The organism is Fischerella sp. JS2 (assembly GCF_032393985.1).
In the GTDB taxonomy this organism is placed as follows: domain Bacteria; phylum Cyanobacteriota; class Cyanobacteriia; order Cyanobacteriales; family Nostocaceae; genus Fischerella.
The window spans coordinates 3001206-3024283 of the sequence record NZ_CP135918.1; the positions used below are offsets into that span (position 1 = coordinate 3001206).

At 41.7% G+C, this 23078-nt stretch carries 20 protein-coding genes; 9 read left to right on the plus strand and 11 right to left on the minus strand.

Annotation, left to right across the window (positions count from 1 at the left end; all coding sequences use genetic code 11):
• The first annotated feature begins 137 nt into the window (after nucleotides 1-137).
• The 3 genes from RS893_RS12555 to tsf all read left to right on the plus strand — a co-directional run bounded on the left by RS893_RS12555 (nucleotide 138) and on the right by tsf (nucleotide 2958).
• On the plus strand, nucleotides 138-1097 hold the full coding sequence (locus tag RS893_RS12555; RefSeq protein WP_315791448.1) for a glycosyltransferase family 2 protein: 960 nt from the start codon (nucleotides 138-140) through the stop codon (nucleotides 1095-1097).
• A 223-nt stretch (nucleotides 1098-1320) separates the two neighbouring features.
• Complete coding sequence (rpsB, locus tag RS893_RS12560) at nucleotides 1321-2115, plus strand: 30S ribosomal protein S2 (protein WP_315791449.1); 795 nt, start codon at nucleotides 1321-1323, stop codon at nucleotides 2113-2115.
• Nucleotides 2116-2298: 183 nt separating this feature from the next.
• A complete protein-coding gene (tsf, locus tag RS893_RS12565) occupies nucleotides 2299-2958 on the plus strand; it encodes a translation elongation factor Ts (RefSeq protein ID WP_315791450.1) in 660 nt (219 codons plus the stop codon).
• Between the two features lie 350 nt (nucleotides 2959-3308).
• Here the strand turns inward: tsf and RS893_RS12570 are convergent, their stop codons facing one another.
• Complete coding sequence (locus RS893_RS12570; RefSeq protein WP_315791451.1) at nucleotides 3309-3956, minus strand: LptA/OstA family protein; 648 nt, start codon at nucleotides 3954-3956, stop codon at nucleotides 3309-3311.
• Between the two features lie 4 nt (nucleotides 3957-3960).
• On the minus strand, nucleotides 3961-4548 hold the full coding sequence (locus RS893_RS12575) for an RNA polymerase sigma factor (RefSeq protein WP_315791452.1): 588 nt from the start codon (nucleotides 4546-4548) through the stop codon (nucleotides 3961-3963).
• Nucleotides 4549-4805: 257 nt separating this feature from the next.
• Here RS893_RS12575 and RS893_RS12580 point away from each other — a divergent pair, with 257 nt between their 5' ends.
• From RS893_RS12580 to RS893_RS12590, 3 genes are all read left to right on the plus strand, one after another.
• Nucleotides 4806-5723 (plus strand): hypothetical protein, encoded by a 918-nt coding sequence (locus RS893_RS12580; RefSeq protein WP_315791453.1) that lies wholly within the window; start codon nucleotides 4806-4808, stop codon nucleotides 5721-5723.
• 89 nt (nucleotides 5724-5812) lie between these two features.
• Entirely contained in the window at nucleotides 5813-8326 is a 2514-nt protein-coding gene (recG, locus tag RS893_RS12585) for an ATP-dependent DNA helicase RecG (RefSeq protein ID WP_315791454.1), read from the plus strand.
• Between the two features lie 160 nt (nucleotides 8327-8486).
• Nucleotides 8487-9278 (plus strand): COP23 domain-containing protein, encoded by a 792-nt coding sequence (locus tag RS893_RS12590; protein WP_315791954.1) that lies wholly within the window; start codon nucleotides 8487-8489, stop codon nucleotides 9276-9278.
• Between the two features lie 286 nt (nucleotides 9279-9564).
• Here the strand turns inward: RS893_RS12590 and RS893_RS12595 are convergent, their stop codons facing one another.
• Nucleotides 9565-10605: a DUF1611 domain-containing protein gene (locus RS893_RS12595; protein WP_315791455.1), complete on the minus strand. Its 1041-nt coding sequence runs from the start codon at nucleotides 10603-10605 to the stop codon at nucleotides 9565-9567.
• Entirely contained in the window at nucleotides 10589-11641 is a 1053-nt protein-coding gene (locus RS893_RS12600; protein WP_315791456.1) for a dipeptide epimerase, read from the minus strand. Before RS893_RS12600 ends, RS893_RS12595 begins: the two co-directional genes overlap by 17 nt.
• A 251-nt stretch (nucleotides 11642-11892) precedes the next feature.
• On the opposite strand from RS893_RS12600, the gene RS893_RS12605 reads away from it, so the two are divergent.
• Nucleotides 11893-12456 carry an NUDIX hydrolase gene (locus tag RS893_RS12605; protein ID WP_315791457.1) on the plus strand — a complete coding sequence of 188 codons (564 nt, stop codon included), beginning with the start codon at nucleotides 11893-11895 and terminating at the stop codon, nucleotides 12454-12456.
• A 177-nt stretch (nucleotides 12457-12633) separates the two neighbouring features.
• On the opposite strand, the gene RS893_RS12610 is transcribed toward RS893_RS12605, so the two are convergent.
• From RS893_RS12610 to RS893_RS12620, 3 genes are all read right to left on the minus strand, one after another.
• Nucleotides 12634-12852 carry a hypothetical protein gene (locus RS893_RS12610; protein ID WP_315791458.1) on the minus strand — a complete coding sequence of 73 codons (219 nt, stop codon included), beginning with the start codon at nucleotides 12850-12852 and terminating at the stop codon, nucleotides 12634-12636.
• Nucleotides 12853-12987: 135 nt separating this feature from the next.
• Complete coding sequence (locus RS893_RS12615) at nucleotides 12988-13293, minus strand: metalloregulator ArsR/SmtB family transcription factor (protein ID WP_315791459.1); 306 nt, start codon at nucleotides 13291-13293, stop codon at nucleotides 12988-12990.
• 99 nt (nucleotides 13294-13392) lie between these two features.
• Nucleotides 13393-13983, minus strand: coding sequence for a thioredoxin family protein (locus RS893_RS12620; RefSeq protein ID WP_315791460.1), 591 nt, complete (start codon nucleotides 13981-13983; stop codon nucleotides 13393-13395).
• A gap of 104 nt (nucleotides 13984-14087) precedes the next feature.
• On the opposite strand from RS893_RS12620, the gene RS893_RS12625 reads away from it, so the two are divergent.
• A complete protein-coding gene (locus RS893_RS12625) occupies nucleotides 14088-14492 on the plus strand; it encodes an NIL domain-containing protein (protein ID WP_315791461.1) in 405 nt (134 codons plus the stop codon).
• Nucleotides 14493-14670: 178 nt separating this feature from the next.
• Here the strand turns inward: RS893_RS12625 and RS893_RS12630 are convergent, their stop codons facing one another.
• A complete protein-coding gene (locus tag RS893_RS12630; protein ID WP_315791462.1) occupies nucleotides 14671-15738 on the minus strand; it encodes a DUF3616 domain-containing protein in 1068 nt (355 codons plus the stop codon).
• Nucleotides 15739-16192: 454 nt separating this feature from the next.
• Between RS893_RS12630 and RS893_RS12635 the strand changes: the two genes are divergently transcribed.
• A complete protein-coding gene (locus RS893_RS12635; RefSeq protein WP_315791463.1) occupies nucleotides 16193-17161 on the plus strand; it encodes a CHAD domain-containing protein in 969 nt (322 codons plus the stop codon).
• Between the two features lie 53 nt (nucleotides 17162-17214).
• Here the strand turns inward: RS893_RS12635 and RS893_RS12640 are convergent, their stop codons facing one another.
• The 3 genes from RS893_RS12640 to gcvH form a co-directional block, all read right to left on the minus strand.
• The gene (locus tag RS893_RS12640; protein WP_315791464.1) at nucleotides 17215-18984 is read right to left on the minus strand and encodes a serine/threonine-protein kinase; all 1770 of its coding nucleotides are present in this window, start codon (nucleotides 18982-18984) and stop codon (nucleotides 17215-17217) included.
• A 401-nt stretch (nucleotides 18985-19385) separates the two neighbouring features.
• A complete protein-coding gene (gene gcvP, locus RS893_RS12645) occupies nucleotides 19386-22292 on the minus strand; it encodes an aminomethyl-transferring glycine dehydrogenase (RefSeq protein WP_315791465.1) in 2907 nt (968 codons plus the stop codon).
• Between the two features lie 335 nt (nucleotides 22293-22627).
• The gene (gene gcvH, locus RS893_RS12650; protein ID WP_016866655.1) at nucleotides 22628-23014 is read right to left on the minus strand and encodes a glycine cleavage system protein GcvH; all 387 of its coding nucleotides are present in this window, start codon (nucleotides 23012-23014) and stop codon (nucleotides 22628-22630) included.
• Nucleotides 23015-23078: the final 64 nt, after the last annotated feature.

The following is a 23078-nucleotide window of genomic DNA, read 5'->3' on the forward strand; positions in this document are numbered from 1 at the left end:
TCTTCAGGTTAATTAAATCAATTTATTAAGTATTTACTATCAAGCCTCTATAAGGCACTAGATTAAAAATTTTGCCTTTAGTCTCTTTAAGATAATTTAGGAACAGTGTTTGTGTCTGAGTTGTCCTATCTTAAAAGATGGTTAATAGTGTGGTGAGTGATACTGTGTTTTTGAGCGTTGTTATTCCGACATACAATCGTAAGGCGATCTTGGAAAAGTGTCTTAGGGCATTAGAGACACAGCAATTGAGTGCATCTAGTTCAATCACTGGTTATGAAATTATCTTAGTAGATGATGGTTCTACTGACGGCACATTAGAATGGTTGGAAACCAACAAAACCGACTTTCCCCATGTGCGAACCTTTCAGCAAGATCATCAAGGCCCTGCTGTGGCGCGGAATCTCGGTGTAGAGAAAGCGCAGGGAGACATTATTATCTTTATAGATAGTGATTTAGTAGTAATAGAAAATTTTCTACAAGCTCATGTAGATGCGCTAGTGCAGGGATGGGAAAAATTGGGAAGTGATCGCTTTTTCACCTATGGCACAGTCATTAACACTTGTAATTTTGAGCATCCTACCTCTGAACCATACAAATTCACAGATTTTTCTGCCGCTTTTTTTGCTACAGGTAATGTGGCAATTCCTAAACATTGGTTAGAGAAAGCGGGATTATTTGATACTCGTTTTCAACTTTATGGCTGGGAAGATTTAGAATTAGGCGTGAGGCTGAAAAAACTAGGTTTAACACTAATTAAATGTCCACAAGCAGTAGGCTACCATTGGCATCCACCCTTTAGCTTAGACCAAGTTAAGAGTTTGATTGATAAAGAAATTCAGCGTGGCAGGATGGGGGTTTTATTTTATCAAAAACACCCTACTTGGGAAGTGCGAATGATGATTCAGATGACTTGGTTACATCGCTTATTGTGGGGGATGCTTTCATTAAATGGCACATTGAATGAGCATACAATGGCTCCTGTTTTGCAATGGCTGATTAATAGAGGTAAACCCCAATTGGCTTTAGAAATTGCCCGAATTTTCCTCAATTGGTATAACGTCAAGGGTGTATATGAAGCGTATGCGGAAGTGAGGTGAGCGGGGATTAGGGGCAACGGGGAACGGGAATTGGCAGACAAGGGAGACACGGGAGAATTGTTTAACAAGTCTCTTCCCAATCCTCAATCTCCGATCCCCTATCAGCTTTTCCAAAATATGCTACCCTAGTATGGTTCTTTAAATTCCGCACATCCAGGAGTTCGGGTGTTTCCCATAAGGAAATACACCTGGGTGGAGGTTTAACCCGAATCGGAGTAAAAACATGCCAGTAGTTTCTTTGGCTCAAATGATGGAGTCAGGGGTTCATTTCGGTCATCAGACCCGCAGATGGAACCCAAAGATGTCTCAATATATCTACACTGCCCGCAACGGAGTACACATCATTGACTTGGTGCAAACAGCCCAGTTAATGGAAGAAGCATATACTTATATGCGATCGCAAGCAGAGCAGGGCAAAAAGTTCCTCTTTGTTGGCACTAAGCGACAAGCAGCAGGTATTATTGCTCAAGAAGCTTCCCGTTGTGGCGCTCACTACATTAACCAGCGTTGGTTGGGCGGGATGCTCACTAACTGGTCGACGATTAAAACGCGGGTAGATCGTCTCAAAGATTTGGAACGTCGGGAAGAAAGCGGCGCTCTTGATTTATTGCCAAAGAAAGAAGCCTCAATGCTACGCCGCGAGTTAGCGAAGCTTCAGAAATATTTGGGCGGCATTAAAACAATGCGGAAAGTCCCCGATGTCGTGGTAATTGTAGACCAACGCCGGGAATACAACGCAGTGCAAGAATGCATTAAACTCGGAATTCCCATTGTGTCTATGTTGGACACAAACTGCGATCCAGATGTAGTAGATATTCCCATCCCAGCCAATGATGACGCCATCCGCTCAATTAAGCTGATTGTTGGTAAGTTGGCGGACGCAATTTATGAAGGCCGTCACGGTCAGTTGGATGTAGAAGAAGAATACGAAGACTACGAGGGCGCTGAGGAAGAATACGATTACGAAGAAAGCGATTTTGCTGACTCGTTCATTCCCGACGATGAAGAGGAAGAATAAATAGAAGGTAGAAGGCAGAAGGCAGAAGGCAGAAGGGTAAACAATTAATACTTCATCTTACCCTTCAAGAAGCCGCCTAAAGGGCGTTTACACACTTGATACTTCATCCTTCATCAGTAAGATAAAAATACTCAAAACCCCAGAGCAATTAAAATTGTCAGTCTAAGTAGGAATTGAGGCAAAATGGCGGAAATATCTGCAAAACTCGTCCAAGAGCTACGCCAAAAAACGGGCGCCGGCATGATGGACTGCAAAAAAGCGCTAAAAGAAAATGATGGTGATTTGGCAAAAGCCGAAGAATGGCTACGTAAGAAGGGTATTGCCAAAGCCGGAGCCAAAGCTGATCGGGTGGCGGCGGAAGGACTCGTAGGCAGCTATATCCACACTGGTGGTAGAGTCGGTGTACTTGTTGAAGTTAACTGTGAGACTGACTTTGTTGCTCGTCGCGAAGAATTTCAAACCCTCGTGCGGAACATTGCCATGCAAATTGCGGCTTGTCCAAACGTAGAGTATGTGAAAGTGTCAGACATCCCAGCTGATATCGTCCAAAAGGAAAAAGATATTGAAATGGGACGCGATGACATTTCCAACAAGCCTGATAACGTTAAAGAAAAAATTGTTCAGGGACGCATTGATAAGCGGCTGAAAGAAATGACTTTGATGGATCAGCCTTACATCCGTGATCAAAGCATCACAGTAGAAGAACTAGTGAAACAAGCGATCGCTCAAATTGGTGAAAATATCCAAGTGCGTCGTTTCGTTCGCTTTGTTCTGGGTGAAGGAATTGAAAAGCAAGAAACCAGCTTTGCAGATGAAGTAGCTGCTCAGATGGGTAACAAGTGATTTTAGTTGTTGGTTGGTTGTTGTTTGTTAATGGTTTGATAGGCTAGTGACCATCAACAGCTAACTACCAACAATTAAATATAATTTTAGGACAGGTCAACTTAAGTATAGTTGACCTATTTTTTGTTGTAATTTACTAAAGTCGAAGTGTTAAAAATGTTTGCTGTCGCTTGCGATTCTTTACTTCCATTAAAGCATTTTTTGGGCTGCTTTAGGTCATCTGTAGGGTGGTGTTTGTAAGTTGCTTGTGGGTATTCTTGGACAGAGTCCGCGTCGATTATGGACAAGGTAAATCTCTCAGGAGTTCCAGGTATTATCCTAAGAAAGTTGGTGATTGCAGACAAAATTTATTAATTTTGAGTTAAAGTGCATCGCTTCTGTTCAAGTGAGCAAGTTGCTCGTGTCCCTTGTAAATTTTCTCCTTTTTGTGAAATTTGAACATTACCAAGCAGAGTTACTTGTCGTGCTGTTGGGACATATCGAATTTCATCAGCATTGCCTTGAATTTGAGCTTCTGGATATACGAAAGCAGCATTGCCAATTGCCCTGACTTCTTGGGTAGTTTCATCATATTGCTGAGCATCTGCGGTTACGGTGATTTGTCCTGTTTCCATTAATTGGGCAATTGTTTGCGCGTTTGCTTTTAGATCAACTGTTGGGTTAACAAGTGCTGCAAGCCATCTAGACGTACGTCCTGATGTGATAATAGGAACAGCGAAAACTGCCGCGATCGCAACAAAGGCACAAGCAACTAGAGAGGCACGACGATTAAATATAAGACGATTAAATATAAATAGTAGAAATACTGAATTTTTGTGATTATACCCTTTGTGTGCTTTTTGATGTGAGTTGGATGGGTGAGTTTGCAGTAGTTCAGCTTCCAAGTGAGCCTTGAAGGTCTGATCTGGTTCGATCTTTTCTGCCAAATCAGTTAACTGGCAGAGGAAGTCAGCATCTAACTGAGAAAGGTAATTCTGTTGATTGTGTTTAGGATTCATAAGCTTATTCACAGGTTGTTTTTAGGTATTTGCGAAGATCTTTGAGGGCGCGACAAACCAGCATTTTGACAGCAGCCTCGCTTTTGCCCATCACTTGGGCTGCTTCAGCCATACTTAATCCACCGAAGATTTGCAGCGCGATCACTTCTGCTCGGTCGGAAGTGAGTTGGCTCAATGCCTGAGCTACTTGCTCCAAAGACAATTGCTGAGCGACAAATTCTTCTGGTGCAATAGAATCGTCTTCAATCTGAGCAGCTTCCTCTAGTGGCAAGATTGACCGTTGACGACGGAAGTGATCTGCTGTCTTTCGAGAAGCAATTCCCATCAACCAAGCAGCAAACTTACCACGTCCTTGAAAATTAGCTATGGCTTCTTGGGCTGCCAAAAACGTTTGAGTAGTCAAGTCTTGAGCATCATGGACGTTACCGACTCGTGAAAAATGATAGCGGTAGACAGCTTTGAGATTTCGTCGATAGAGTTCCGCAAAAGCTTCTGAACTGTGTCGCGCTTCCTTAGCCAATTCTTCATCCGACTCCATTTTGAGATTTAAGAGCCTTTGACTGTGAGACGGACACAGTGAGAGAAAATTCATTCATACGCTCCTCAGAAATAAGCTTCTGTAGGTATGTCGTAGAATAACGTCATTTCGTAACAACCAAGATCCGAAAAGTTTTTGCTTACGGCATCGCGTCTGACCCTAAATAGTGCAATATATCAGACAACCAACAATCAATAACCAACAACCAACAAAATCAAGCTAAAATTTAAAATCTTTGGACAACTATCCTAAAATATAAGCGTACTTTTGTACTATTATGTTTGGTTTGCAATGGGCAATCAGTAGAGAATATGGCGAGACCAATCGAGCGAATTGAGCGGGATCTTGCAGCTTTAGAAGAAGCGATCGCCGTGATCGCTAAAGAACTGCAAACCGCTTATACTAGTTATCTCAACACTTTAGGACAAGCCGTACAGCAGCAGTTGATTCTGGCGGCTTATCACTTGTGTACTCAAGGGTATTCCGAAAACTTTCTCAAACTAAGCTTGAGTCAGCGGCAAAATTTGCAGCAGTCACTCCGCAAACTAGGTAAAAAGTCAGCGCAGCAGTTGCTAGCTTTAATTAATGGGGAAGAAGCAAAGCTACAGCCGCAGGACGTGGAAAGTGAAAAACTCCCAGAATGCAATCAAGATGATCCTGAAATTGTCTCTGCACAAGCAGCAACTGATGTAGAAAGTGAATCAGAGGAAGAACAAGAGCAACAAGAAAAACAAGAAGACACAAATTTCTCCTCTTTACCTCCTGATCCTACTTTCCCCTCCTCTGCAAACCCGATAGAACTAGCAAAATGGCAACAATTCTTAGAGAGAGCCACACAATATACCCTCAGAAGAATTTCTCATGAGGCTAATCTCCTTCTACAAAAAGCCAAAATCTTGCCTCAAAAATTGCCAGAACCGATTTTAGAGGCGGTTGGTTCAGAAACATCTGCGGATATAGTACCAAGTCCACCTAACCTAATGAGCTTGGTGATTGAAATTGAAAATGGGCAACAACCAGAAGAGTCTAGCTTGACACGGCTCATGGCTATTAACCTGCGTCTTGTGGAAATTGAGTTTTCCGACACCAAACTTTCATCAGAGCGCAAGCAGATTCGCTATATTCTAGCCCAGCTGAATAAACTAGGACTAGAGTATCAGAAAAAACTGCGGGAACGGTCAGTTGCTGAAGCTGAAGTAGCATGGCGTGCTAGTTGGTATGAAGATTAGTTTTTTGTCATTTGTCCTTTGTCATTTATCCTTTGACCAATGACTCTTGACCTCTTCCCCAATAACCAATGACCAGTGACCAATTACCAATGACTATCGACAAACCGGACTGGATACGATTACAAAAAGCCCTGGCAATAGAAGAAGAACAAGGCTTTACCGACTTGGTGGGTAGACAATACCGCTTCAGTGAGTTCTTTACCTTGACTTTCGGTAAATTTCCGAATGACTTACCAAGTTATGAACGCCGTCGTTGGCAACAACTGGCGACTCAGTTTTCCAATTATCCAAATCTGAGACTTGAAGATAGAAAAAATTTAGTATTGGAGACTAGTCAATATCTGTATCAACTGGAACAGCAGGAAGAGGAGACGGGGACACGGGGACAGGGAGGACAAGGGGGACAAGGAAGAAACATTACTTCTTTGTCTTCTGCTGCCAAATCTAAAAAACCTAATCCTAAATCTCAAATTGTCGCAGAGGTAAGTCGTAGTCTTGCCCCAAAGCTAGATCAAAAATTGAAGGATTTACCGGAAATTGGATTACGAAAGGCTGAAAAATTAGCGCGCCTCGGTTTATACACTGTGCGCGATTTGCTTTTTTACTATCCCCGTGACCATATTGATTATGCGCGTCAGGTGAGTATTAGTGAATTAGAAGCGGGTGAGCCGGTAACGATAGTAGCGACGGTGAAAAGTTGCAATTGTCGTACCAGCCAAAAGAATCAAAAGTTGACAATTTTAGAACTTTTACTGCGGGATAATACTGGCAAAATCAAAATCAGCCGCTTTTTTGCGGGTACGCGCTTTACCAGTCGTGCTTGGCAAGAAAGTTTAAAACGTCGTTATCCAGTTGGTAGTATTGTGGCGGCGTGTGGGTTGGTGAAAGGAACAAAATACGGTCTCACGCTAGAAGATCCAGAATTAGAAGTTTTGGCTAACCCTGGTGATACGATTGAATCTTTGACTATTGGGCGGGTAGTGCCTGTTTATGCCCTGACTGAGAGTGTGGGTGCGGATTTGGTGCGACAGGCGATGATTGCTGCTTTGCCAACTGCGGCACATTTAAAAGATCCCCTACCTAGTGGTTTAAGAGGAAAATATGGGTTAATGGAATTGAAAGACGCGATCGCTAATATCCATTACCCCTCAGATAGCGACACTTTACAACATGCCCGTCGTCGCCTCGTCTTTGATGAATTTTTCTACCTCCAACTGGGTTTACTGCAACGTCAGCACCAAGCCAAGCAAATTCAAACTAGCGCTGTGCTTGCACCCAGAGGTCAATTATTAGATAAATTTTACGAAATACTGCCTTTTAAGCTCACTAATGCCCAGCAACGAGTTATCAACGATATTCTCAACGACTTGCAAAAACCAGTGCCGATGAATCGTCTCGTACAAGGTGATGTTGGTTCAGGGAAAACGATTGTTGGAGTAGTCGCTATCCTAGCTGCAATTCAATCAGGATATCAAGCAGCACTCATGGCTCCTACAGAAGTACTAGCAGAACAACATTACCGCAAGCTAGTTAGCTGGTTTAATTTGTTGTATTTACCAGTAGAATTACTGACAGGTTCTACAAAAACAGCAAAACGGCGACAAATTCACGCCCAGTTAGAAACAGGAGAATTACCTCTGTTGGTAGGAACTCATGCCTTAATTCAGAACCCTGTCAACTTTCATCGCTTGGGTTTAGTAGTCATCGACGAACAGCACCGTTTTGGGGTGGAACAACGAGCAAAATTACAGCAAAAAGGCGAGCAACCCCATGTACTAACTATGACAGCTACACCCATTCCTCGGACACTGGCGCTAACAATTCATGGGGATTTGGATGTAAGTCAAATTGATGAATTGCCACCAGGGCGGCAAAAAATTCAAACCACAGTATTAACCAGTCAGCAGCGTCCTCAAGCTTATGATTTGATGCGGCGGGAAATCGCACAAGGGCGGCAGGTTTACGTAGTTTTACCCTTAGTAGAAGAATCAGAAAAATTAGATTTGCGATCAGCAACAGAGGAACATCAAAAGTTAAAAGAAAGTGTGTTTCCTGATTTTCAGGTCGGGTTACTACATGGTCGCATGACTTCTGCTGAGAAAGACGAAGCAATTAATAAATTTCGCGATAATGAAACTCAAATCTTGGTTTCTACTACCGTTGTCGAAGTCGGTGTAGACGTACCTAATGCTACAGTTATGCTCATAGAAAATGCGGAGCGCTTTGGCTTGTCGCAACTACACCAGCTACGCGGACGTGTTGGTCGAGGTGCAGCGCAATCCTACTGTTTGCTAATGAGTAGTTCTAGAAGTCCCGATGCTCAACAACGGCTAAAAGTATTGGAGCAGTCTCAAGACGGCTTTTTTATCTCTGAAATGGATATGCGGTTTCGTGGCCCGGGTGAAGTACTTGGAACTCGTCAATCAGGTGTACCAGATTTTACCTTAGCAAGTTTAGTAGAAGACGAGGAAGTCTTAATGCTAGCACGGCAAGCTGCGGAAAAAGTAATAGAAATAGATGCAACCTTAGAGCGTTGGTATTTGATGAAAGAAGAATTAAAGTATCGATATGAAAGGTTAATGGGTGGAGCGATTTTGACTTAATAATGGATTGGGAATTGGGAACTAAACGCTGGCTATAGGCGTAGTCAAAAAAGGGAAGAAAAAAATACACTCCATACCTGAATCAAAACCAAAAAATTTTCGTCATTGAATATAACAACTCCCTAATTTGATTGATATTTCAGTGTAAATTCTTATGTCTATGTCATCACGAATCTTGAAATTACTTGCAGCTAGTGGTCTCGGTTTAACTGTATTTGTAGGTAATGCGATCGCTTCCGCACAAGTTGGTGATGTGGTAGTGCCAACCCAACCAGCCAACGGTACTTCAACCACGACTAGTTCTTCAAACACTACAACCAGCACTTCTACTACATACAGCACAAATGCCCGGTTTACCTGTCAAAACTATAACGGGCAGTATACAGTCATGTACCAACCAGAAAGTCGACCAGGGCAATTCTTTGCTTGGGCGACTCCGCAAAGATTGGGCGGTGGTTGGGATGAATATAAACGCTGTCTAACCATAGCCGAACGTTTGGAAAGTTACCGTCCAGATGGCTTAACAGAACTCCGTAATGCCACGCAAAATGGATACAATATTCTCTGTGTAACTAGTGAAGCTAACCCAGCTTGCCGAATTGTACTCACAGTACCCCCCGGATACGACCCCTATAACGTACGTAATAGCGTCTTCCAAAACCTAATCTCAGCCGACAACGGTCAGCAAACCATAGCCGTCAATACTTACAATAGTCGTAATAGCGGCGGTAGCCAAGTCGAACAAATATACAACCAGGCTAGAACTATTTTTGGTAGCGGCAATAACAATACTCGTACATCTAAGGGGCCAGTCAACCTCAAACCTTTCTTGGATCAAAAAGATGGTGGTACTGGTAGCCAACTGAAAAAAGGTGTAGCACTTAAAACTCAAACCCAAACTCAGACTCGGACTCAATCTGGTACTCGTCTCAATCCCAGAAATTTCAAGTAACTCAATAGTCAAGAGTGAGTGGTTAGTGGTTAGTGGGTAGAGACGCGAGGAACATCGCGTCTGTACATTAGTGGTTAGTGGTTAGTTGTTTACCACTTCTCACACCCCACCCTTACCTTAAGCCTATGAGCGTGTCTACACACCCCTCATACTCCTCACACTCCCCAATCCCACATAAAGGGTCTGACCCCCTAGCGTATCATTAACTCTTTGCTTACAATGATGCTTCCAAATAACCGATAGCACCAGCGCCAGGTTTTGCACCGTATTCACTGGCGCTTTTATTTTACTTCTGCATGATGGCATCCAACAGCTTGTCGGCACCAAAACGAATCGGATCTGTACAAGGTAATCCAGTTTCTGTTTCTGTTTGGGCGATCGCTGCTTTTGCTTCTGCTTCGTTTAAGTGACGAGTGTTGAGGGCAATTGCTACTACTGGTACTTTCGGGTAAGCGCCACCTGCACTGGCAACTGTTTCATAAAGTTTGACTACATCTATTAAAGGTGGTATTTGCACACCATCAGCAACTTCTGTTTGTCCTGCCCGATGTACTAAAATCATCTGCGTTGGTTGGGAACCGCGTATTAGGGGCAATGTGGCTGTAGAACTAGGGTGCAGTAGGGAACCTTGTCCTTCAATGTGCAAAATATCGTAGTTTTTACCATAGCGCATGACCATTTGTTCCACTGCGCCAGCAGCAAAGTCCACGCGCACAGCATCTAGCGGTATACCATCTCCTTCTAACATCAAACCAGTTTGCCCTGTAGGCAGAAACTTAGAACGCCAGCCCTGCAATTTTGATGCCCAGTGTAATTCTAAGCTAGTTGACATTTTGCCAACTGCCATATCAGTTCCCACTGTCAGTACCCGTCGACAGGGAAGGGTACGCGCCATCGCCGCAGCCACACTCAAGTTCGGTGGTTCTTTGCGTACATCCCAAATCATTTGTCCTGGCTTCAGGAGTGCTTTTAAATCGGGTATGGTTGATAGTGGTGCGTGCAAACCATTTACCAGTGACATTCCCGCAGCTAAGGCATCTTTGATATCATGCCAGTAATCATCTGGTAAAACGCCACCTAGAGGTGCAATGCCAATTACTAAGACTTGCGGTTTGTACTCTAGTGCTGCTGAGACTGATGCAACTATTGGTACATCGCGGCGAATACCTGTTAACTCTGACAAAGATTGCCCTGGACATTCGCGATCAATCGCTACTACAATCGGGGCTTCACTGTAGCGTAAAAGTGATAACCCTGTTTTACCGCGAGTTCCCTTGATTCCCTCATGTAATAAGATAGCTACTCGTTGATTAAGTGGCAGACGCACTGCGTTGTACCCCCAAGCCTGGTAAGTCGTTTGGTATAATTTTTCCTGCTTGTACAAATGCCCCTGTAAAAGGGTCATCAATCAAATTCAGATGACTATCTAAATCTAAATAGTCAGCTAGTGGTGATAGGTGTGCTGCTGCTGTGTTGAGAAGCGCACTATCAGAATAGCAGCCAAACATAACCTGTAACCCATTGGCGCGGGCTGTATTTACCATCCGCATCGCCTCGCTTAATCCCCCCGATTTCATTAACTTGATATTAATTCCATCGACAATATTAGCTAGTTGAGGGATATCAGCACTGGTGAAACAACTTTCATCCACAAAGATAGGTAAAGGCGATCGCATCTTGAGTTCGGCTAAACTTTGCTCTTGACCTTGGGCAAGGGGTTGTTCTACATACTTTACACCCAAATCTGCCAGCCAATTACACATATAGGTCGCATCAGCTAAATTCCAACCACCATTAGCATCAACATATAATTCCTGTATTGGTGCTTCTTCTCGTACCGCCATCAACATTTTTTGATCGGCGTTAATACCCTCTGGGCTACCCAACTTGATCTTAAAAACACGGACATCCAGAAATTCCAACCAATCCCGTACCCTAGCTTTTGCCCCTGCTGGTGAATTAATGCTAATAGTTACAGAAGTTGGTGCGATCGCGTTTGTGTCAAGTCCCCATAGTTGCCACAATGGTAAGCCAATGTGCTTTCCTAGCCAGTCATGCATTGCTACATCTAACGCTGCTTTCGCTGCTGAAGGAACTTTGGCTGTTGTTAAAATCTGTTCTACTTGCTGCCTTTGCAACGGGCTATATGCTTGCAAAGCAGGGGCGACTTTTTGCAAAGCATCTTTAATAATTTCCGTTGATTGCGGATAATTGCCTGTACTAAACGGCGACGCCTCTCCCCAACCTTCAATACTATTATCGGAAATCTTCACCCAAACATTAGTTGTCTGTGCTGTTGTCCCACGACTAATAGTCAAAGGAAATCGTTTGTTAACCGTAAAGATTTCCACCTCAATTTGCATAATTCAAATTTCAGTTTAATTCTTAGATTTTAGATTTGGAATTAACCCACAGATAATTTTGGAGAATTGTACCCTGGGAGAAATTATCAGGCAACACTTTGTATCTCTTCTAATTTTTCACTAGTATTATTTTATGAAAACCTTTGTGTTCTTCGTGTTCTTTGTGGTTCGTTACTTATAGATATTTTACCCTGGGTCATCTATCATATCAGAAAATTCTCATATTCATTTACACAGAATTAATAAACTCTATGGAAAAATTAAAAAAATGGCAATTATTACAATCCAAAATGGTCTTAAACCATCCCTGGTGTCAAGTTAGGCAAGATGAAATTCTTCTCCCAAATGGCAAAATTATCGATGATTACTTTGTCCATCTTAAACCAGAAGTAGCATTAATTTTACCCATAACTGCCAATCAAGAAATTGTCTTTGTCCGCCAATACAGACATGCAGTCAAAGATTTTTTTATCGAACTACCAGCAGGCAGTTTTGATCCCAATCAAGAAAGTGCCGAAATAGCAGCAAAAAGAGAGCTACAGGAAGAAACTGGCTATACAGCTAAAGAAATAAACAAAATAGCGACTTTATATGATCGACCCAGCAAAGATACTAATCGATTACATTTATTCTTAGCAGAAAATGTCAGCAAAACTAGTGAACAGCAACTGGATATCACAGAAGAAATAGAAGTAATTCTCATCCCTATAGAATTAGTTTTCACAAAAATTATTCAAGGAGAAATTTGTGTAGCTGGTAGTGTTGCTGCTCTGTTTTTAGGTTTAAATTTTATTAAGCAATATCATCAATTTTAGATTGGTTCTAAACATAAATTTAGGGAACTGTTCCATTCAGGAGTCATCAGATTGTGAGATGCGTGAATTGATTCTATAGATAAATCTAGGGCTTTGATCATTGAGTAATCATTTGGTTAAAATGATTCTCAATTATTCACAACGAACAGTATGAATTGGAATTCATGTTGATTCCCATTAATCTAAAATTTTGGTTGGATAATATATATACACTAGCCCTAACAACAATAATCCAAAACCGATTTGTACAGGTGAAGGAGCCAATATTAACCCCATTGCTAATAGCATTCCTCCACTAAACACAACGGCAATGCGGTAGACTTCCTCCCGTATTTTCATTCCCAGAATGGTAGCACTCAAACCAATAATTAATAATAACAAATAGCTTGCTAGCATACTTATCTCCTTTATACAGCGTTGGCTACCTACCCTTCGCACCTATACGATAGCAGTATTTTGATGCTTAGAAATATCGAACAATCTCGATATAAGAAAATAAAAAACAAAACCCAACTATCTATAAATTTTTATTTATATATCAGTGGCAACATGAGTAACAAACATAGAAAAAGCTTCTTCATTACGACGATAGTAAGTACACTGTCCTATGCGTGTTGAAACAACTAACCCTGTGTCTTCTAGCATAGACAAGTAATGAGATATTGTAGATTGGGCCAAACCAGTTTTCTTCTGAATACTACCTACACAGACTCCAACTGTGCGAGGATCTACATCCTGGCAGGGAAAATTCACCTCAGGTTCTTTTAACCAATGCAAGATCTGTAATCTAGTCTCATTTGCTAGGACTTTAAAAATATCAATATCTTTACTATCCATAATTCAATTATATCGATTTATTTCGATATATCAAGTTTAATAAATTGTTGTTCATTGATAGTTTTTGGTTAATTGGAACACACAAACAACAACAAGCAACTAATTCACTACTTGACTACCATGACTGCGAGGATCATTGCTGCTACCTGCTGGTGCTACTGATGTTGAAACTTTGGAAACTTGTCCACTAGCTTGAGCATACGGCAGGGGTGAGCCAACAGCCAAGGCTTCTAAATTACTTGCCATGATACTGCGGGGTTGATCACCGATCGCTTGAGCAACAGGTTCTCCATTTTCACTTAAGAACACAAAATGGGGAATACCATCAACGCGATACTTCAGCATCTCGGGTAGCCACTTGTTATTATCCACATTCAGCATCACAAAATTAATTTTTTCTGTATACTGCTTTTCCAATGCGGCAATATCAGGAGCCATTTTTTGGCAAACTGTACACCAGTTAGCATAGAATTCCACTAACGATGGCTTGCCATTAGCCAAAGCTACTTCTAAAGGAGTAGATTCTTCACCCAGCTGAGTCAGAGAAACTGTGTTACCTTGAGATTTCAACCCCAAAACAAGGGTAATACTAAGAGCGATCGCCACTATGGCGACTAAAAAGTTTCTTACACGGGTTCCAGCGTTGAATTCTGATTTAGTTGGAGATTTCCCAGAAGTATCGGTACTCATAACAGAATTTATTAAAACTTATTAAGCATTCTTATTTTTAGTTTACCGCTTTATTTAATTCTGACTTCCGAGTTCCAAATTTCCCAATCCCTATTTCCAAATCTGTGAAAAAACGAGTTACCCTTACTTTCCCCAAACGTGCTATTCAAATGCCAGTCACCTACCGACTAGCAAAAGATTTCAACGTCGCCGCTAATATCATCCGCGCCCAAGTAGCACCGAATCAAATTGGTAAATTGGTAGTAGAACTTTCTGGGGATATAGATCAATTAGATGCTGCTGTAGAGTGGATGCGATCGCAAAATATCAGTGTATCTCACACTTTAGGAGAAATAGTCATAGACGAAGAAGTCTGTGTTCACTGTGGGTTATGTACAGGGGTTTGTCCTACCGAAGCCCTAACCCTCAACCCAGAAAGCTATAAACTAACATTTACGCGATCACGCTGCATCGTCTGCGAACAGTGTATACCTACTTGTCCAGTGCAAGCAATTTCCACAAATATTTAGTTAGTGGTTGGTTGTTGGTTGTTGTTGGGTAGAGACGCGATGTTCCTCGCGTCTGTACATTAGTAGTTAGTGGTTAGTAGTTAGTAGTTAGTGATTAGTGATTATTCCTCCACTCCCCACACTTCCCACACTCCCCATCTTCCCATCTCCCCACCCCCCCACCTCCCCACCTCCCCAGCTAGCCCAACTTAAACACATCTGCAATTACACTACCATCACTCACTAACCTATTATTTGCTGGAGAATCATAAACTACTAGTAGCGAAGGTGTTCCGCTGATCTCTTCAAACAGCGTTATTCCTTCTGCATGATCATCTCTATTGCCAAAGGGAATATCTTGTAAGTATTCAGGGTAGTGTAGGACATCATCTTGCAAGCTGGGGTTAACTTGCAAACGATATACTTGCACTGGGCCATCTAAATCCATTGTTGGGCCTGCTAGAATCAGTAAATCTTCTCCAGCTAGATGTAAATCTCTAATTCCTAAACCATTCAAAAATACAAAATACTTTTTATAGCATTGACCTGTTTGTGCTATTGATTTTAGTGTTAGTAGTCCTGTTTGCAAAAGTTCTACCTCTATTTCTAAAATTACAGCCCAACCCCGTAATACTGGGCCGCGTAAACCCAAAAAAATTCGCTCTTGATAAACTGCTATACCTTCTATATCAAAGCCATTATCTTTACCAGGAATTTTAGCAGTGACAAAAAACCCTAGATGAGGATCATCTGCCAAAACTTCCATCAACATATTTGTAGATTCAGTTAATTTCAACTTAGCAGCAGTTAACTGCACATTTGCATCTTCCGGATGAGAGCAAGATTTACATAATTCTCCGTCGACCAGGGGAATACGTGCTAGGATATATCGATTTGGTTCCGATGCTACTTTAGCTAATCTCTCAATGTTATTGATATCCGATTTATCTGGTTTGGGTTTTTTACGTTTCCAACTATGGGAACCAATAATCCAGAGATAGCTATTACTATACTCGATGCCTTCAATATCAATTTCTTCCTCTTCTGGTGCAGGTAAATCAATAAATTCTGCTACACGAAATTGTTTATGTTCACTAAAATTATTAGCATCGATATAAGAGAGGCGTTCAATAGTTGAAGTTTCATCTGAACCAAACCAGAGATGCTTTTCTGGTGTTAGCATTACTGCCGATAGGTCTTCTCGATGTTCTTTAAAGCCATCAGTAAATGTGAGCAAAACCTTGTTTAACAAAGTTGAGTTTTTCATGTTAAATTTTTTCTACGTGTTTTATTCTGTATCATTAAATATTTAGGTGTTAAATAATACTTATTACTGATTTCAATTTTATAAATCTATTAAATCATTAGCTAAGTAGTACAGCTTTGCGTCAAATCTTTACATTTTTAAACGCAGAGGCACGTGGAGTAAGCACGGAGTCACGCAGAGTTTTTCATATGTAATTCGTTACGAGTTAATTAAGGTTTGTACTTAGTTAGAGATTTTTTAATTAGAAAATAAATTCTCAACGACTTTTCTGTTATTTAAGATTAATAATTATATGAGTTTTCACAAAAATATAAACATTAGTCGTAATAATTATATTTTCAGACAGTAATTTTATATAAAATTAGTTACAAACAAACTATTGTAACTTTTGACTAATGCTATGATTCAAGAAGTATAGGTAACAGAAATAATTAGATAAGGCGTATCATTTTTTATGACATTGGCTGCCAAACCGAAAGCGAAAAATCTTGGATATTACGCTTATTCGGCACTCCAAAAACACTTTAAGAAAACCTTGAAATGGGAATCAGAAGTTAAAAAAGATAAAGATCCAGAAGCATTACATCAAATGCGAGTAGGGATGCGTCGCTTACGTACAGCTACTAGTAGGTTTGCAGTTGCTGTGAATCTACCAAAGGCTGTAAGCGATAAAAATATTGGAAAAATAGCGCGTCGTCTTGGCAATCTTCGAGACTTAGATGTATTAAAAGAAACTCTTGAACATCTTTCTCAACCACAATTGCCTAAAAAAGAACAACAATCTCTACAAACAGCTTTGGATGCTTTAGATAAACAACGGAAAGAGGCGCTTGCAGATGTGCGAGACACACTCAAAGATGAACGTTATAAAGCAATCAAACTAGCGTTAAAAAACTGGTTAGATGAACCAAATTATCAACCACTGGCATCTTTACCAATGCAGGAAGTTCTACCAGACTTGCTTTTACCAGAGGTCAGCGACTTCTTACTACATCCAGGTTGGCTAGTCGGGACTGAAATTGCAGAACATCAAATAGTAGTTTTGCATAATTGGGAAGCAAAAAAAATAGAACAAGAATTAGTAACCAACGGCAAAACTCTTCACAGTCTACGTAAGCAAACCAAACGCATACGTTACCAAATGGAGTTATTTTCTGATTTATACGGTGAAACTTACACAGCTTATATTGCAGAACTAAAAAAGATCCAAGATATCTTGGGTTCTATACAAGATAGTATAGTACTGGCTGAGTGGTTAGAAGGTATCTTTGAGTCAAAAATTCAAACTCAAATTCCTACTGTTGCTGCTTTATTAGTAGAAAATCGTTACCAAATGTGGCAACAATGGCAACCATTACAAGAACGGTATCTGCAAGGGAAAACTCGACAGGATTTGCATTTGACAGTACTTCATCCTGCTTAAATTAATTTATTATTGGGTTGCACTACCCTTAACCGACTGAAGCTTTTAAATACTCATGGCTTGATGAGACGTTCTTCTGACTGGCGGTATTTAGCAATTAACTGACGTCGCCGGAGGGGTGGATAAAGCAACATAGTTACTAGGGGTAATCCGGTCATGGCTAGTGCTGATAGGATGTAGGGATCAAGAAATCCGACTAAAGAGCCAATTCCGATGCTGGTTCCTAATGCCAATGTGAGTAGAAACAACACAGCTGTAGACACATCCTGTGTATATTTTGGCGTATCCGAATATTCAGAAAACTCCATACAAAGCCTGAACGGAGCATAGGTGAAAGCTATTGACCCAGCTATGATCACAACAAAAATCCCGATGTCATCCCCCAAAGCCCAAGCAAAAGCCAAAGCTACCGCCCTTGTCACTGCTATAAACAAAGCCACACTGACAACATCAATAACAACTGTAACTAAAATCTCGGCAGCCTCAAAACTATTCGTCATCCTTGCCCAAGCTATAAGCACAACCCAAACAGCAACTATACCCGCTATCAAAGACATAAACTTAGTGTAAAGTATGGGTAGTATGAAGTAAGTTGTAAAGACAGATGCGATGGCAGAGGCCGACAGCAAAGCAGCAAGCCCAGCATACGGTAATTTTCGCTTCTCAATCGGTAGAGGAGCTGTTTGTACTCTCACAGTCATAGGATAAATTTCTGGATACGCATTCGTATGCAGAAGCAGCTGACGTTTATACAACTTGTCAGCCATCAACTTGCTACTATCCACATGAATATGACACACAGTACGATCGCGGGTAAACTTAGTAGGCTCTACAGAAATCCAAGTGTGAGCATTTGGGGTATGTGGTGGATCTTGGAGATGGGGGGCGACTTCCCATGTACCCGCCAAAACTGTGTCAGGTATTGGATTTTCGACAGTGATAGTTTGCGTCAGTCTTTCGCCTAAGCGAGTCGCTTGGAACTCTAGCACAGATTGACTCAACTCAACTCCTGGTACACGGATGACATCAAGTGGTTTTAGTGCTTCTAAAGCCGTTTGAGCATTGGTAAAGCGTTTTTTGAGACTTGGTTGCACCATCAATTCCAGCCAGTTCAGAAAGCGCAGACTTAGTCTCGGTAGTAAATGACGGAAATTGATTAAATAAGGGTCATCATTATCAGTCAAATTCTGAATTGCAGTTGATTTTGTACCTGTGAGTAGACAAATCAGCGTTGCACCCAAACCATAAAGATCAGAGGCTAAAGTAGGCTGTCGCATTTGCTCAGGCGGGATAAAACCAGGAGTACCTTTAAATACACTACTACCAGATACTTCTTGGCTACCAAAGCAACTCATCCCAAAGTCAATCAAATAAACATTAAGTTGGTCATCCACCAGAATGTTTTCTGGTTTAATATCTCGATGAATGACGGGAGGAATGCGATTTTGCAAATAAACTAAAATTTCTAGTCCTTTGACGGCAATTTGTTTAATTTCCTCAGGTTGAAAGCTGCGTGGTTCTGCAAGAGTAGAAGCATTTTTGTATTCTTGAATCAGACAAAAGCCATCTTCAGTTTCAAATGCACCTAAATAACGGGGAATACCAGGATGATTAAGTTCCTGTAGCACTTGAATTTCTCGTTCATGGGCGTTATAAGCCGACCAATTGGAACCAATTTGGGCAAAGCAAAACTGCTTCAATACCACCTGTTGAAACTTATTTAAGTCAGTTGCAAGCCAGGTAATTCGTCCCCCTTCTCGATTTCGTCCTAGTTCAGTGATAACTTGATAACCTTGTGAGGAAAAATCTGGATAGCTACTCATAGCCTTATGAAAGCATGTTTCTTTTAAATTTACTATGCTGTTGTGATCATAAGCTTTCGCTAAAAATAAATCTCAAGGATAATAGCAATAGTGCTTAAATAAGAGCCGTAAAATAAATTTTTGGTTCAAAGCTAAAACCTGCTCAAGTATGTTAGAACTCTATATTCGATTAATATTTCAGTTGTAGAAACACCAATTTTCATGTCTCTACATAGCTCCAAATTTAGTTGTAGGTGACATTTTCAGATAGATAAAATACACCAATTTCCAGAATTAAAACAACCACAGATAAACAAGAGATGCACACCGATAAATCATCTGTGTTCATCGGTGTGCATCTGTGTTCGACATAATATATTTTTCTTTGGGCAAGCAGAGAGATATTTGAGAATCAGCCTTAACTACGAATATGCCTCCATAGGTAGACAAGAACAAACAAAATTCCTGTCTCCAAAAGCTGCATCAATACGCCCAACAGCAGGCCAGAATTTGTGTTCGCGTGTCCAAGGTGCAGGGTAAGCAGCTTGTTCACGGGAGTAAGGATGATTCCATTCTCCGATAATTAGACTTTCGGCAGTGTGGGGTGCATTTTTCAGGACATTATCTTGCACATCCGCCTTACCTGCTTCAATTGCGGCAACTTCTTGACGAATACTAATCATCGCATCGCAGAACCTATCCAACTCTTCCTTGGACTCGCTTTCGGTAGGTTCCACCATGATTGTACCCGCCACAGGCCAAGAAACAGTGGGTGCGTGGAAGCCATAGTCCATCAACCGCTTAGCTACGTCATCAATTTCGATGTTGGCAGATTTTTTGAGCGATCGCAAATCTAAAATACACTCATGGGCAACATACCCATTTTTGCCTTGATACAAAATAGGATAGTGTGCTTCCAGTCGTTTAGCGATGTAGTTGGCATTGAGAATAGCCACTTTTGTAGCATCCGTCAAACCATCTGCACCCATCATCGCGATGTACATCCAAGAAATTACCAAGATGGAAGCGCTACCCCAAGGTGCAGCAGAAATCGCGCCTATCGATTTTGGATTGTGGTGTGATATTGCAACAACGGCGTTTCCAGGCAAGAATTCTACTAAATGGGCTGCTACGCCAATCGGTCCCATACCAGGCCCACCACCACCGTGGGGAATACAAAAAGTTTTGTGTAAGTTCAAGTGGCAAACATCCGCCCCAATATCTCCCGGACGACAAAGTCCCACCTGGGCATTCATATTTGCCCCATCCATGTAGACTTGTCCACCGTGGGCATGAACCACAGCACAAATTTCTTGAATTGCTTCTTCAAACACGCCGTGGGTAGAAGGATAAGTCACCATCAAAGCAGCGAGTTCGTTGCTATGCTTTTCTGCTTTTGCCTTGAGATCATTCAAGTCAATATTACCTTGAAGATCACAAGCGACAGCTACCACTTTCATCCCACACATCACCGCACTTGCTGGGTTAGTTCCGTGGGCAGATGTAGGAATTAAGCAAACATTGCGGTGTGCTTCCCCGCGACTTTCGTGATACTTGTGGATTACCAGCAACCCGGCATATTCACCTTGGGAACCAGCATTTGGTTGCAGAGAAATTCCTGCAAAACCAGTAATTTCTGCTAACCATGCTTCCAACTCTTGGAAAAGAATTTGATAACCCTGAGTTTGTGACTGTGGTGCAAAGGGATGAATTTTACCAAATTCTGCCCAAGTGACTGGAATCATTTCTGAGGTTGCATTCAACTTCATCGTACATGACCCCAAAGGAATCATTGATGTAGTTAACGACAAGTCTTTGGTTTCCAACTTGTGCAGGTAACGCAGCAACTCGGTTTCTGAGTGATAACGGTTGAAGATGGGGTGGGTGAGGTATGGGCTTGTCCGCTTAAGGGGGAGGTGGGGAGGTGGGGGGGTGGGGAGAATAAACTCTTCTCCAAGGGCGAAAATTTCTAAGAGATTTTGTAAATCTTCTGTAGTTGTTGTTTCATCCAGTGAAATACCTACAGCAGTTTCATCAAAAACCCGTAGGTTAATTTTTTTGGCTTCACAAGCAGCGAGAATTTCTTGTAAACTGCGACTTCCTAGTTCTACACGAATAGTATCAAAGAAACTTTCAGAACTAATTTTGTAACCCAGATTTTTCAATCCTGCTGCTAAGGTTCCAGTCAAGGTGTGAATATTCTCAGCTATTTTTTTCAGTCCTGCCGGACCATGATAAACAGCATACATACTTGCCATCACAGCCAGTAACACCTGTGCTGTACAAATATTGCTAGTAGCTTTTTCTCGCCGGATGTGTTGTTCGCGGGTTTGTAAAGTCAAACGTAATGCTGGTTGACCTTGGGTATCTTTTGATACGCCCACAATTCGTCCTGGTACTTGCCGCTTATACTCTTCTTTGGTAGCAAAGTATGCCGCATGGGGGCCACCGTAACCCAGGGGAATACCGAAGCGCTGAGTACTACCAATAGCGATATCAGCACCAAATTCCCCTGGAGGAGTCAATAGTGTCAAGCTTAAAGGGTCTGCTGCTACCGTTACCAATGCTCCCACAGCATGTGCTTTTTCTACAAAAGCGCGGTAGTCGTAAATAGTGCCATCACTGGCGGGGTATTGCAGAATTGCCCCAAAAATCGGTTCTGAGAGTTCTGAGAAATCAAAAGATTCATGGTCGCTGATGATAATCTTGATTCCCAAAGGCTTAGCCCGTGTCTGCAACACATCAATAGTTTGGGGATGGCAGTTTTGCGAGACAAAGAAGGCATTTGCTTTATTTTTGCAAATACCATAGCTCATACTCATTGCTTCGGCTGCGGCTGTGGCTTCATCTAATAATGAAGCATTCGCAATTTCCAAACCCGTTAGATCGATAATCATAGTTTGGAAATTCAACAGTGCTTCTAGTCGCCCTTGGGCAATTTCTGGCTGATAAGGAGTATAGGCAGTGTACCAACCTGGGTTTTCTAAAATATTACGCTGTATCACCGCCGGAGTGATAGTGTCGTAATATCCCATACCAATGAATGAACGGAAAATTTGGTTTTTTAAAGCAATTTCTTTTAACTTTGCTAGTGCTGCGTACTCACTAAGTGCTTCTGGCAAATTTAAAGCATAAGGTAGCCGGATGGACTGCGGTACTGTTTGGTTGATGAGATCATCTAGGGAAGAAACCCCCAGCACATCCAGCATTTGCTGTATATCATCGGCGTTAGGGCCAATATGTCTTTGCTTAAAATCACTTAATTTTTCAGTGCTTTCGCCCAGAACTTGCTGATTACCTGACTGGGGACGAGGAGCAGATATTACCACAAAGAGCTTCTCCAGACGTTACTATTTCATATTTTGCAATAAGTATGCTTGATGTGTTGGATCTAAAATATCAGTTCATCTAAGATTCATGAAATTTTCCCGGATAGCACGGGGACACGGAGGCTAGGGGAAGGGGGAAAGGGGAGAGGGACAAGGGAGACAAGGACGACAAGGGAAGAGAGACAAGGACGACAAGGGAGACAGGGGGGACACAGAGAATATCAATGAAAGAAATACCCCTCACACTCCTCACACTCCTCACACTCCACCCTACGGGAAGCCACTTGCGTGTCTACACACTCCCCATTGCCCCATCTCCCCACCTCCCCACTCTTCTACCCCTCCACCTCAGCACTATATTCCTGTGCTGTAAGTGCATCATCAATTTCACCAGGGTCATTCACCCGTACTTTAATAAACCATCCCTCACCGTAGGGATCTTCTGCTATTTGTTCGGGAGATTCGATCATCTCCTCATTACGTTCTATAACAGTGCCAGTTACTGGTGAGTTTAAATCTTCAACAGCTTTGACGGATTCGATGGTGCCAATTTTTTCTCCCTTGGTAACAGCGTCACCAATATCTGGCAATTCCAAAAATACAACATCTCCTAGTTGATCTACAGCAAAGGCAGTAATACCAATTGTGGCTATTTCACCTTCTAGACGCACATATTCATGAGTATCTAAGTACCTTAAATCCTGTGGATATTCCAAAGACATATCACTTCCTTTTCCACATGCAAAAATTTAACATGGTTAATGACTAATGGCTAATAATAGCGGT

What these genes read in the sequence shown, in the direction of transcription:
- RS893_RS12580 (WP_315791453.1), top strand. Translation starts at nt 4,806, where the DNA reads ATGGCGAGACCAATCGAGCGAATTGAGCGGGATCTTGCAGCTTTAGAA.
- RS893_RS12630 (WP_315791462.1), bottom strand. Translation starts at nt 15,738, where the DNA reads ATGAAAAACTCAACTTTGTTAAACAAGGTTTTGCTCACATTTACTGAT.
- recG (WP_315791454.1), top strand. Translation starts at nt 5,813, where the DNA reads ATGACTATCGACAAACCGGACTGGATACGATTACAAAAAGCCCTGGCA.
- RS893_RS12570 (WP_315791451.1), bottom strand. Translation starts at nt 3,956, where the DNA reads ATGAATCCTAAACACAATCAACAGAATTACCTTTCTCAGTTAGATGCT.
- RS893_RS12640 (WP_315791464.1), bottom strand. Translation starts at nt 18,984, where the DNA reads ATGAGTAGCTATCCAGATTTTTCCTCACAAGGTTATCAAGTTATCACT.
- tsf (WP_315791450.1), top strand. Translation starts at nt 2,299, where the DNA reads ATGGCGGAAATATCTGCAAAACTCGTCCAAGAGCTACGCCAAAAAACG.
- RS893_RS12605 (WP_315791457.1), top strand. Translation starts at nt 11,893, where the DNA reads ATGGAAAAATTAAAAAAATGGCAATTATTACAATCCAAAATGGTCTTA.
- RS893_RS12615 (WP_315791459.1), bottom strand. Translation starts at nt 13,293, where the DNA reads ATGGATAGTAAAGATATTGATATTTTTAAAGTCCTAGCAAATGAGACT.
- RS893_RS12620 (WP_315791460.1), bottom strand. Translation starts at nt 13,983, where the DNA reads ATGAGTACCGATACTTCTGGGAAATCTCCAACTAAATCAGAATTCAAC.
- RS893_RS12555 (WP_315791448.1), top strand. Translation starts at nt 138, where the DNA reads ATGGTTAATAGTGTGGTGAGTGATACTGTGTTTTTGAGCGTTGTTATT.
- rpsB (WP_315791449.1), top strand. Translation starts at nt 1,321, where the DNA reads ATGCCAGTAGTTTCTTTGGCTCAAATGATGGAGTCAGGGGTTCATTTC.
- RS893_RS12635 (WP_315791463.1), top strand. Translation starts at nt 16,193, where the DNA reads ATGACATTGGCTGCCAAACCGAAAGCGAAAAATCTTGGATATTACGCT.
- RS893_RS12575 (WP_315791452.1), bottom strand. Translation starts at nt 4,548, where the DNA reads ATGAATTTTCTCTCACTGTGTCCGTCTCACAGTCAAAGGCTCTTAAAT.
- RS893_RS12610 (WP_315791458.1), bottom strand. Translation starts at nt 12,852, where the DNA reads ATGCTAGCAAGCTATTTGTTATTATTAATTATTGGTTTGAGTGCTACC.
- gcvH (WP_016866655.1), bottom strand. Translation starts at nt 23,014, where the DNA reads ATGTCTTTGGAATATCCACAGGATTTAAGGTACTTAGATACTCATGAA.
- RS893_RS12590 (WP_315791954.1), top strand. Translation starts at nt 8,487, where the DNA reads ATGTCATCACGAATCTTGAAATTACTTGCAGCTAGTGGTCTCGGTTTA.
- RS893_RS12600 (WP_315791456.1), bottom strand. Translation starts at nt 11,641, where the DNA reads ATGCAAATTGAGGTGGAAATCTTTACGGTTAACAAACGATTTCCTTTG.